12 protein-coding genes are annotated in these 9,910 nt (G+C 58.7%); 8 read left to right on the forward strand and 4 right to left on the reverse strand.

What is annotated here, in order from left to right:
- Positions 1 to 562: 562 nt before the first annotated feature.
- From KBI52_RS33385 to KBI52_RS03755, 3 genes are all read left to right on the forward strand, one after another.
- Positions 563 to 1,096, forward strand: a complete 534-nt coding sequence (locus tag KBI52_RS33385) for an IS630 family transposase (protein ID WP_210805414.1) — start codon at positions 563 to 565, stop codon at positions 1,094 to 1,096.
- On the forward strand, positions 1,086 to 1,628 hold the full coding sequence (locus tag KBI52_RS33390; protein ID WP_210805416.1) for an IS630 family transposase: 543 nt from the start codon (positions 1,086 to 1,088) through the stop codon (positions 1,626 to 1,628). The genes KBI52_RS33385 and KBI52_RS33390 overlap by 11 nt, the downstream gene beginning before the upstream one ends.
- A gap of 284 nt (positions 1,629 to 1,912) precedes the next feature.
- Positions 1,913 to 2,314, forward strand: a complete 402-nt coding sequence (locus tag KBI52_RS03755) for a hypothetical protein (RefSeq protein WP_210805418.1) — start codon at positions 1,913 to 1,915, stop codon at positions 2,312 to 2,314.
- A 348-nt stretch (positions 2,315 to 2,662) separates the two neighbouring features.
- Here KBI52_RS03755 and KBI52_RS03760 read toward each other — a convergent pair whose 3' ends face one another.
- Positions 2,663 to 3,280: a hypothetical protein gene (locus tag KBI52_RS03760; protein ID WP_210805420.1), complete on the reverse strand. Its 618-nt coding sequence runs from the start codon at positions 3,278 to 3,280 to the stop codon at positions 2,663 to 2,665.
- A gap of 399 nt (positions 3,281 to 3,679) precedes the next feature.
- Between KBI52_RS03760 and KBI52_RS03765 the strand changes: the two genes are divergently transcribed.
- From KBI52_RS03765 to KBI52_RS33655, 3 genes are all read left to right on the forward strand, one after another.
- Positions 3,680 to 4,219, forward strand: a complete 540-nt coding sequence (locus tag KBI52_RS03765) for a sigma-70 family RNA polymerase sigma factor (RefSeq protein WP_210805422.1) — start codon at positions 3,680 to 3,682, stop codon at positions 4,217 to 4,219.
- 80 nt (positions 4,220 to 4,299) lie between these two features.
- The gene (locus KBI52_RS03770) at positions 4,300 to 4,707 is read left to right on the forward strand and encodes a histidine kinase (RefSeq protein WP_210805424.1); all 408 of its coding nucleotides are present in this window, start codon (positions 4,300 to 4,302) and stop codon (positions 4,705 to 4,707) included.
- 67 nt (positions 4,708 to 4,774) lie between these two features.
- Complete coding sequence (locus tag KBI52_RS33655) at positions 4,775 to 5,710, forward strand: HWE histidine kinase domain-containing protein (protein WP_315974906.1); 936 nt, start codon at positions 4,775 to 4,777, stop codon at positions 5,708 to 5,710.
- Between the two features lie 491 nt (positions 5,711 to 6,201).
- On the opposite strand, the gene KBI52_RS03780 is transcribed toward KBI52_RS33655, so the two are convergent.
- Entirely contained in the window at positions 6,202 to 6,606 is a 405-nt protein-coding gene (locus KBI52_RS03780; protein WP_210805426.1) for a PRC-barrel domain-containing protein, read from the reverse strand.
- Positions 6,607 to 6,678: 72 nt separating this feature from the next.
- Positions 6,679 to 7,269: a hypothetical protein gene (locus KBI52_RS33905; RefSeq protein ID WP_210805434.1), complete on the reverse strand. Its 591-nt coding sequence runs from the start codon at positions 7,267 to 7,269 to the stop codon at positions 6,679 to 6,681.
- Between the two features lie 431 nt (positions 7,270 to 7,700).
- Here KBI52_RS33905 and KBI52_RS33910 point away from each other — a divergent pair, with 431 nt between their 5' ends.
- Complete coding sequence (locus KBI52_RS33910) at positions 7,701 to 7,898, forward strand: DUF1236 domain-containing protein (RefSeq protein WP_371823107.1); 198 nt, start codon at positions 7,701 to 7,703, stop codon at positions 7,896 to 7,898.
- A 106-nt stretch (positions 7,899 to 8,004) separates the two neighbouring features.
- Here KBI52_RS33910 and KBI52_RS03795 read toward each other — a convergent pair whose 3' ends face one another.
- A complete protein-coding gene (locus tag KBI52_RS03795; protein WP_210805428.1) occupies positions 8,005 to 8,649 on the reverse strand; it encodes a PRC-barrel domain-containing protein in 645 nt (214 codons plus the stop codon).
- Positions 8,650 to 9,221: 572 nt separating this feature from the next.
- Between KBI52_RS03795 and KBI52_RS03800 the strand changes: the two genes are divergently transcribed.
- Positions 9,222 to 9,779, forward strand: coding sequence for a MucR family transcriptional regulator (locus tag KBI52_RS03800; RefSeq protein WP_210805430.1), 558 nt, complete (start codon positions 9,222 to 9,224; stop codon positions 9,777 to 9,779).
- Positions 9,780 to 9,910: the final 131 nt, after the last annotated feature.

Here is a 9,910-nt window from a genome sequence, read left to right on the forward strand (position 1 = left end):
ATCCTTCATGGGCGTGCTCTGCCTCGCCGCAGCAATCGACTGGCTCAAGAACTAACAGGCCGTAGCTTAGCGTATAATCAGGAACAGATCTTGCGCTGCCCCCTGGTTGTCGGTTCTGTCTGTCATGCCAGTACTTACACCAGGACGGTGAAACCGGCCCTGATAAGGACCGGTTCTGTTGGGGATACTGAAGTAGAAACCAGAATCCCTGTCGTGTTGCTCCTATCACGGCATGGTTTTTTGAGTCATTGCCCCACACCCATGCCTTGACCGCGCCACGCCACCCAAACGAAAATGGACGCAATGGGTGGGGGCACTTTATGAAGAGAGTAGCAGCGTCAGTTGGGCTGGCCTTTGTAATGGCTGGTCCAGTTCAAGCACAAACCGAAGGCAAACAGGTCTTTGCATGTATGGATCAGGACTCGACCGGTTTTTCGGACAGTCCCGGTGGATACCGACGCGCTCACTATAATACCCATCCAGAGAATTGCTGACCCGGATTTGCATTGATGTGGCTGGCATGATTCCCTGATGGCAGGGGGCGCAATTGCAGGAGACCACCATGGCCGGGCTCCCGATCCGTCAGGACTACCCTCCATCGGATTTGCGCCAGCGCGCCGCTCGCGAGAAGGACACCCGGGCCAGCCTGCGGCTGTTGGCGATCGCCAATGCGCTCGAGGGCATGACCCGAACGGAGGCCGCCCGGCTGGCCGGCATGGAGCGCCAGGCCCTGCACGATGCCATCCAGCGCTTCAATGCCGAGGGACCGGACGGTCTGCAGGACCGGCCCCGCTCCGGGCGCCCGGAGCAACTCAGCCCTGGGCAGCAGGCCGCCCTCAAGGCCCACATCCTGCACGGACCGGAGCCCGAGCGCGATGGGGTCAGCGCTTGGCGTCTGGTCGACCTGTGCGAGCATGTCGAACAAACCTATGGGGTCCGCTACAGCCAGTGGCGGCTCTCGTGCCTGCTCAAGCGGCTGAACCTGTCGCGGCAGAAGACCCGGCCCTCGCACCCGAAGGGCAGTCCGGCCGCACAAGCGGCGTTCAAAAAAGGAACTCCCGTCACGGCTGCAGGTCCTCGCAGCGATGCACCCTGAGGCGCGTCTTCAGCTCTGGTGCCAGGACGAGGCGCGCTTTGGCCAGAAGGGCCGGACCACGCGCGTCTGGTATGAGCGTGGCGTGCGTCCGCCCGGTGTGGTCGATCAGCGCTTCGAGAGCTTGTATCTGTTTGCCGCCTGTCGGCCCGGCACCGACGAGACCTTCGCGCTGGCTCTGCCGCGGGTGAATGCCGACGCGATGACGATCTTTCTGGAGCACTTCGCGCAGCAGCTCGAGCCCGGTGTGCACGCGGTGCTCGTGCTCGATCAGGCCGGTTGGCACGACGCCCGGGCCTTGCATGTGCCGGACACCATCACCCTTTTGCCGCTGCCGCCAGCATCACCCCAGCTGAACCCTGTGGAACGCGTCTGGCTCTACCCGCGCGAGCGCTATCTCTCGCACCGCGTGCTCGACGACTATGACGCGGTGCTGGAGGCCGTCTGCCGGGCCTGGAACCGGCTCCTCAACAAGACAGGCCGTCTCACAAGCCTGACGGCCTACCCGTACCTCATTGCGTCAGAAATTCCCTGACCGGGTATAAGCCTGAAAAATATGTAATTTCGGTAACTGGAAATACGCTAATCGCGAGCCTCAACGGGCAGAATCGGACGTTCGCCTGCACACAGCCATATGACGCGCACAAGCTGTTCTGCACGTTTGGCTTCAATATCTTCGCAATAAACTTGAAAAATTTGAATTTCGTGCGGTCTCAAAACTACGGACCCCTTTATGATGACTCAACATCGGACCGCGATACTCTGAGCGTTACCTACGGTTCTTGCCAGAAATTCTGACCTCCAATCCCTGAGCACATCATGAAGAGAGTAGCAGCGTCGGTTGGACTGGCCGTTGTCATAGCCGGTTCGGCACAGGCACAAACCGGAGGCAAACAGGTCTTTGCTTGCATCGAGCAGGATGCCAATGGCTTCTCGCACGATGGGACAAGCTATCGAAGACAGGGCTTCAATCCCCGGAAGTTCACAATAGTTCTTGATGGCATGAACTTAAACGTGAAAATTGGAAACGATGAAGAGCCTTACATCTGTTCGAAGCCATTCAACTCTCGCAATGTCCTTCAGTGCGTCGAGAAAACCTATTTCATGGTCTTCAGCCTTGACAATCATCGCTTCAATCGCGCTCAAATACTTGGGCCGGTGAGCAACACCCAAAAACCTGACGATATGGCTGTAAGCTATGGGACATGTCAGCGGTTCTGAACGATGACGATGAGAACCCTTGCGTTTTTAGCCTTGCTCGCACTCTCGCTGTTCCTTGCCGACAGGCTCGTGAGACTTGAGAACTAGCGGTATGCGTTGATGCTTCAGATGTCCGAGAAGCCGATAGTCCCGAACTCAAACGTCATCGTACAAGATGCCAAGTGCTTGGGAACGGTGCAAACCAGAACATATGGGGCTGGCACCTGTTCTATGCTTTGACTGACAATGTGCAGGCTGTTCCGCTCTGGAAGAGTTAATGGTGGGGATGCCACCTAAGGGCGAGGACGCCTCAAAGCGTCACGCTGGTCAATCTCTCTACTACCACAATTGCTCAACTATAGGGTAGCGTCATCGCGAGCCTGACCCCTTCCGGGCATTGGACCTGTTCACGCTCCCAGTGATGGTGACATCATCCGTGTTGGCCGCGAGCTTGCTGCCAGACCTGACTGCATCTGTGCTCCACGCGATGTTTTCTGCTGGAAGCAAGTGAGCGACAAGCTTGCGGGTCTCACGGGACAGGTGCCTGCCTGCCTGGGCCAAGGGTTTGAAGTCCACGAGCTTGTGGGAACCTCCAGGTTTCCCCGTGAAGACGCGCAACCCATCTGGGAACATGACCATGTCGCCAGGACGCAAGGTGCTGTCGGCCAGCAGCATCGGAACAGGGTTGGGTATTTCTCCCACCGGCTTTGGCTCTACCGGCTTCTTGATCTCTGACTGCTCGACAGCGACAGGCTTCGGGCGTGGACGAGCTTTGCGCTGGGGTTGCTCAACCACGGGCTCAGGCTGGTACTCGAAAGGCTGGGGTGCCGGGACCGGTGCAGCGGGTTGGGTCAGGGCGCGGAGGAAGCCGAAGAGACCCTGCGCTTGCGCCGGTACGCTACCGATTGCCACCGGGAGGATCAGAGCCACCGTCAGGGCGCTGCAAGGCTTTACCAACGCAACAAGCAGTGTTCCGAACTTTGGCATTTCCGCCTCCTATGTGATGCTGGAAGCAACGTGGCCAAGCTGTTCTCGTTCCTACTACTTTGTTGCAGCGGGAAAATAAACACAAGTTAACAAAACGTGAGGGCTGGCCTGGAACGGCAGAGCCCCATCTTGGTTGACTTCCCACCTCCAGAAAGAGAGGGATCAGGTTGGGAATGTCCATAAGCTTGGCAGAGCCTGAGGACTGGCCGGAAGGTCATCTCATTATCGTGCCTCACGCATGGCGAGGCGATAGTCTTTGGACCAACATGCAGTCGGAGGCGCAGGAGCGGATTGGCGCAACCTTGCGTCAGATGTATGCAGACCTTCTCCAACGGCCCCTTCCTCCAGGATTGGAGAGGCTGGTCGACCGGATTGAGGCACGGTCAGAGACGCTCTCGTATGGGTGTTGAAAAATCTCTGCGGGAGGAACTCCTCGCCGCCATCCCGAGCCTACGCACCTTTGCCACGTCTCTTACCAACAATCGGGAACGTGCGGATGATCTGGTTCAGGACACCATCCTGCGCGCCTGGGCCAATACCGACAAATTCGAGCGCGGCACCAACCTCAATGCGTGGCTGTTTACGATCCTGCGCAATCTCTTCCACTCCGAGTACCGCAAATACAAACGGGAAGTGGAGGACGCGGATGGGGCCTTCGCCGCACGTCTCAAAGCCTATCCGGACCAACAGAGTCATCTCGACTTCGAGGACTTTCGTTCAGCCTTGGCGATGCTCCCCGTAGACCAGAGGGAAGCTCTGTTGTTGGTCGGAGCGCAGGGTCTGAGCTACGAGGAAGCTGCGGCGGTGTGCCAAGTGGCGGTCGGAACGGTCAAAAGTCGGGTTAACAGGGCGAGATCAAAGCTGGCTTCCGCTCTGGACCTCACGGGTGAGGCCGACCTTGGTCCTGATGATGTGACCAAAGCGGCTCTGGCCACCTGACAAGCCGGTGGGTTAACACAGGTTATGGTCAAGCCTGCCCATTCAGGTAAGATTCACACCTAATGGCTGAGGCTCGCCGGATGACCGAACTCGCGCACAGCAGGCCGCTCGTTCTTATCTTGGAGGACGAAGCCTTGATTGCGCTCGACCTCCAGGACGAGTTGCAGGACGCTGGCTGTGCCGTTGCTGGCCCGCTCACCTCCTGCTCGGCGGCTCTCGAATGGCTGGGAACCGCAACACCAACGATGGCCATCCTGGATACAGCCTTGAATGATGGCCCGTGCAGCAATGTTGCTGCCGAGTTAAGCCGCCGTGAGGTGCCGTTCCTGATATACTCGGGGCATCAGGAAAAACACCACGTCCTGGCGGACCTCCCCCATCTGGCATGGATCGAGAAACCCGCCCCACCGGCTGTGGTGGTCCGAGCCTGCCAGCAGTCTCTGGTTGCCTCCCCAAAGTTCCTTGGGGAAGCACTTAATCTTAGGTGAACCCGGACACACTAAACCTGTTTTCCCAAGTGGCTTCAGGGTTAAGTGTCGCGCGTCCAACGACAAATTGGCTCCTTCCTGGAACGAACGTAACCGGCTCGCAGTCCTGCGCAGCTACCGGATTTTGGACGCGCCACGAGAGCCTGAGTTCGACGGTCTGGCTGAGCTTGCGGCCCGTACCTGTCGGGCTCCCGTCGACCTGATCAGCCTCATTGACGAGCGCAGACAATGGTTCAAGGCCGAGATGGGACTCGGGGTACAAGAGACACCGCTGGATTGCTCGATCTGTCTAACTGACATGCTTGAGCCTGGAACCATGATCGTTCCAAACCTGAGCGAAGACCCCCGGTTCGCTCATAATGTATTCGTCGCCAGGGAACCGCACCTGAGGTTCTATGCCGGTGTTGGGTTACGGACGCTCGATGGGTACCCGCTGGGAGCGCTGTGTGTGCTCGGTTATGCTCCACGGGACCTGACTGAGGACCAGACCGCCACGCTCCGGTTGCTCGCTCAACAAGTGATGGCGCAACTGAACTTGCGCCGTGCCATAGCCGAGCGGGACGAGCGGTTGGAGGGCTCCAGCCGGATTGAGAAGCGGCAGTCTCTTCTCATCAGAGAGCTTCACTATCGGGTGAAGAAGACTCTGGCGACCGTGCAGGCACTCGTTGGGGCGACAGGCCGATCCGCAGGCAGCTTTGACGAGTTCTATCGCTCCTTCGCCAATCGCATCACCTCGCTGGCGAAAACCCACAATCTTCTGACCGAGGACTACTGGCAGACAGCCCCGCTGCGGGAGATTGTACTCAACGAACTCAGGCCCTTCAGTGAGAGCCGAGTGCCTCGGTTCATGTTGATTGGTTCACTAGTTGAATTAGCTGCTGATTTGGCAGTGCCGGATCTGGAATGGCAAGAGTTCGGCGGTCCACCCGTGAGCAATCCGCAGCATCAAGGCTTTGGCTCGACCCTGCTTCAGCGGGTCTTGCCCATGCAATGCAATGCCTAGGTGGAGGTTCACTACGATGCGCAGGGTGTGCAGTTCCGGATGGACGCGCCTCTCATCGAGCACCGGCTCGTGCCAGATTATTGAAGGCTACATGAGACAAGGTAGGTATGGCCGAGATCAGCTTTTGGCTTTCCTTCGCGCCCCTGACGCTGAATTCTTTGATGAGCGTGTTTTGTCCGAGGTTCGAGGCTTCGCTCGTGTCATCTCGCTCAACATAGCCCTCTGCTGACGGTGCATCTCGGCTGTCCAGAAGCCACGGGCAGCACCAGCCCACGAATTTGCGGCACTCAGCCAGACGCTGAGCCACGGGTTCTTTGCCATGCTGAACACTGCCTCCAACAGCTTTGTGGATGTGATCGAAGAGATGCACCTAAGCTGAATGCGGCTTCGGACGATCCGGTATTCCTCAGTTCTCTCATTCATGTGGACCAGAGGAGCCCGAGTGCTCCTCTGGCTTTCTACGGCACCGTGAGAGTGGCCTGACCTGAAGCTCAAATACCCCAATAGTATGGGGTTCTCCAGTAATCATGCAGTTCGCGCTCACGCTCCCGGTCCGACCAGTCGTAGTCGTCACGATCCCGGTAGAAGCTCGGGGCTCCGCGTAGCTGTTCTTCGGTAATATCCGTGCGGTAGCCACCCAAGCCAGTGTCATAGGTCAGCTTGCTCCATGGGATGGTGTGCTCGTCCTCACCTATCCCAAGAAAGCCGCCGAACGACATCACGGCATAGGCGACCTTGCCGCTGATCTTCTCGATCATCATGCGTTTGATCGAGCCAAGGTGGTTGCCTTGCGGATCGTACACGGCGGTCCCTTCTACCCGATCACTCTCGATCAGGGGTTTGCCGGTCATGGCTCCCGATGCACCGGTGTGGGTTGTCGTATCAGCTTGTGCCATCACATCCTCCTTAACAGCGGTTGGGCGACCTCACTTCCTCCATGATCGCGGGTAGGCACATCACGCCTTGAGTTACGTGTCCCCCTGCGAAGCATAGCCGTGTCTGGTTCTGGCGTAATCCGGCACGTGCCTGCTTTGGGTTCGCCTTTCGCTATGGATCATCCAAGCCAACGCGTAGCCGAGGGCTCCAGCGGCGAAGAGCGAAAGGAGTGGGTTCCCGGTCGTGTAACGGGTGACCAGCCTTTGCCCCTCCCGAACGTAGTGCTGAGCCTGAGGATAGTGCTCGCCTGTTTGCCGAACGTAGCGCTGGCCTCGGTTGTACATGGTTCCAGCGGCTTCAGAGGCACTCTCGGAAATGTCGTTGAGCGCCTCCCGTACCTGATCCAGAACCTGCTCGGTTGAGCCCTGCTCCCGTTGGCCCTGCTGATCATCCGCCTTCGAGGAATGGGTTTCCTGATCAGAGTGATCAGGCGCAGGGCCTTTGGTTATGGTTACAGAAACCGGATCGCTGGTTGGGAAGGTCTCCTCGATGGCATGGTCGAGCCGTGCATCGAGTTTCTCCTGCGAGTTCTCGGGCAGCTTGCTGTCTGGGGGACACTCCGGAGACTTAGGCTCCTTACTATCGGGATTAAGTTGGCTGCTGATACTGGACGCGTTCACCATATGAGCCCTCCAGGACACTCAGAGTGGTTGGTCGGCCCCGCACCCCTTCTAACGTCAAGGCTGGGAGCACCGTTCCAGGATAGTTTAACCTATGTGAAGACCATGGCTGACGAGCTTAGCCTACTCGGTCGATCAGAATGTGAGTTGAACGGTAGGGAACCGGTCAAGCTTCACAGCGTTGCCATTTATCCTGTCGAAGGCACTTCTCATGGACCATCATCCACTCAAAGCTGCCTTGGCAGTTTCCCTTTGTGCGCTTCCATTGGTCGCTTGCCAGAGTGATGCGGGAACTGGTTTTGCCTCCGGAGTCGCGGGCGGGGCTGTGATAGGCGCTGTTGTGGGTGGTCCAGTCGGGGCGGCTGTCGGCGGTGTGGCGGGTGCAGCGGTGGGAGGCATTCTGACCGCTGAGGAGGCGCGGCGGGTGCGCACTTATGTGGCTGCGCAGCGGAGCCCCTCGATCCAGGTCGCCGAACCGGTGGCAGTGGGGCAACCCGCGCCCCCCGCGCGCACGGCTTTCACCGCTCCCGGCCAGCGTCGGCCTTCGCAATCCCTATCGCTATTCGGTTGTGAACGACCGAACGGTGTTGGTTGATCCACGCACTGGTCGGATCGTCGAGATCATTCAATAAGCGCTGCGCTCGACTGTCAGCGCAGAGCATGGCTCAATGCGCCTCCGCGACACCCGCAATGTAGCGAAAGGGGCCTCGCGGCCCCTCCCTGGCAGGATTGATCGTCTCAGCGGGCGTATTTGAACTCGGGAGCCGCCTTTAGCTGATCCTTGGTCAAATTCGTCGTCAGTATCGCATGATCCGGAGCCGAGTGGGCCGCATTGTCGGCGGACCGATCCGTCGCCACCGTGCCGGTAGTGGTCGGCGCTGTCGGACTGACCGTTCCCGGAGCGGCTGGGGCTGTCGCGGTAGGTCTTGGAGCAACCGGGGCATTCGGATCGGTCGTGGTAGCTGTGGTCGCAACGGTACGAGGCTCGTTCACGAGCTTGATCTGCTCGAACGGGATCGCCACGTCCCGTTCACCGAGGCCGAGGAACCCGCCGACCCCCACGACCACGGCCTGGACCTTGCCGCTGCTGTCCACGAGCAGTTCGCTGATGTCGCCGATCTTCTCGTTGTTCTGGTTGTAGACATTCAAGCCTTCGAGCTTGGAGGCGCGCCATTGCCCCGGCTGCTCCTGGGTCATCCAGTTACCGGTGTTCATGCGGGCTGGTTCATTCGCGCCGAAGCTGGGGTCGCCCGCCGAAGGTGCTGCCGTTGAACCAGCAGGAGGAGCCGTGGTCGAGCCTGCGGGCTGGTTGGTCTGGGACAGCGCCGGGGCCGAGATTAGGATCGTACCGAGAAGAGCCAATGCGAGATGCTTATCAAGCATGTCTTCCTCCATTGTCTTATCCGCGCCAAGTGGCGCATGCCCTAACAACGGGAAGCTACGCCCCTTCGTTCGGCTCACCATTCTTTCATCACCGGCAGGAACTGACCCAGGTGGGGCGACTTGCCTTACACGGCATAATTTCTTCTGAAACACGTTACCTCGTCCGCAGACGGGGGCGTTGGAACTTCGGGCGGGTAGGAACACAACTATGTGATCCTTTATGTGATCCTTGCGCCCGACAAGGCATTGGAAAGACTGAGGAATAGCACCAAAACGCGGCACTACGCCAGCCCTCATAGATAAGGGGAGGCAACCAGTTTGATCGCCCAATGGATTAGCCGAAGCTGTAATCGCTTACACAGAGCTCAGCCAGGAGCATCAACAATAAAAATTTCGTTCTCCCGAAATAGTTCTCCAAAAACGTTTGCCAAAAATCGATTTAGTGCATATCTGCGGCGCAGATCGCGGGTATTCACTGTGCTGCACGGGCCGTTCCTGCTGATCTGGCCAGAACGAAGTCTGTTCTGGTCACTTTCCCAATCAGTCCCAGTGCAGCCGAGGACACGAAAACTATGAGTGAGAGCGCAATCGCTCCGAACTACATCGAACTCTGTGCTGATATCGTCTCAGCCTATGTCAGCAACAACTCCGTTCCCGCCGCAGACCTCCCGTCGCTGCTCAACTCCGTCTACGCTGCCCTCACGAAGACTGCACAAGGTCAGAAAGAGGAACCCAAGGCCGAGTTGGTGCCTGCTGTCTCGGTGCGGAAGTCCATCACTCCAGATGCCATCATCTGCCTGGAAGATGGAAAGTCGTTCAAGTCGCTCAAGCGCCATCTCCGCACGACCTATGATATGACCCCTGAGCAGTACCGCACCAAGTGGAGCCTGCCAGCCGACTATCCGATGGTTGCGCCGAACTACGCCAAGGCGCGGTCCGAGCTTGCTAAGACCATGGGGCTCGGCCAGCAGCGCAGGAAGGGCTCGGCCAGTGTCGAGATCGCTCCAGAGGAGACTGCTGCGAATGATGCCGCTGCCGCTAAGCCGAAGCGCGCTGCTGCCAAGGCGGCTGCGACCTCCGACGAAGTGACTGCGCCTGCCAAGGGTCGCCGCACGAAGAAGGTTGTCTGAACCCTCTACCTACACGGCCAATGCGGACCTGTCCGCATTGGCTCACGCGGCCCATACAGCCACCTCGACTAGGGCGTGTCATCGCTTGATCCAATCGAGTGTAGCGGCAAGGCAGAGAATGCCCATGAACG

Source organism: Microvirga sp. HBU67558 (genome assembly GCF_018069605.1).
Lineage (GTDB): Bacteria > Pseudomonadota > Alphaproteobacteria > Rhizobiales > Beijerinckiaceae > Microvirga > Microvirga terrae.

What these genes read in the sequence shown, in the direction of transcription:
- KBI52_RS03800 (WP_210805430.1), top strand. Translation starts at nt 9,222, where the DNA reads ATGAGTGAGAGCGCAATCGCTCCGAACTACATCGAACTCTGTGCTGAT.
- KBI52_RS33905 (WP_210805434.1), bottom strand. Translation starts at nt 7,269, where the DNA reads ATGGTGAACGCGTCCAGTATCAGCAGCCAACTTAATCCCGATAGTAAG.
- KBI52_RS33910 (WP_371823107.1), top strand. Translation starts at nt 7,701, where the DNA reads ATGTGGCTGCGCAGCGGAGCCCCTCGATCCAGGTCGCCGAACCGGTGG.
- KBI52_RS03795 (WP_210805428.1), bottom strand. Translation starts at nt 8,649, where the DNA reads ATGCTTGATAAGCATCTCGCATTGGCTCTTCTCGGTACGATCCTAATC.
- KBI52_RS03770 (WP_210805424.1), top strand. Translation starts at nt 4,300, where the DNA reads ATGACCGAACTCGCGCACAGCAGGCCGCTCGTTCTTATCTTGGAGGAC.
- KBI52_RS03780 (WP_210805426.1), bottom strand. Translation starts at nt 6,606, where the DNA reads ATGGCACAAGCTGATACGACAACCCACACCGGTGCATCGGGAGCCATG.
- KBI52_RS33385 (WP_210805414.1), top strand. Translation starts at nt 563, where the DNA reads ATGGCCGGGCTCCCGATCCGTCAGGACTACCCTCCATCGGATTTGCGC.
- KBI52_RS33390 (WP_210805416.1), top strand. Translation starts at nt 1,086, where the DNA reads ATGCACCCTGAGGCGCGTCTTCAGCTCTGGTGCCAGGACGAGGCGCGC.
- KBI52_RS03765 (WP_210805422.1), top strand. Translation starts at nt 3,680, where the DNA reads ATGGGTGTTGAAAAATCTCTGCGGGAGGAACTCCTCGCCGCCATCCCG.
- KBI52_RS03760 (WP_210805420.1), bottom strand. Translation starts at nt 3,280, where the DNA reads ATGCCAAAGTTCGGAACACTGCTTGTTGCGTTGGTAAAGCCTTGCAGC.
- KBI52_RS03755 (WP_210805418.1), top strand. Translation starts at nt 1,913, where the DNA reads ATGAAGAGAGTAGCAGCGTCGGTTGGACTGGCCGTTGTCATAGCCGGT.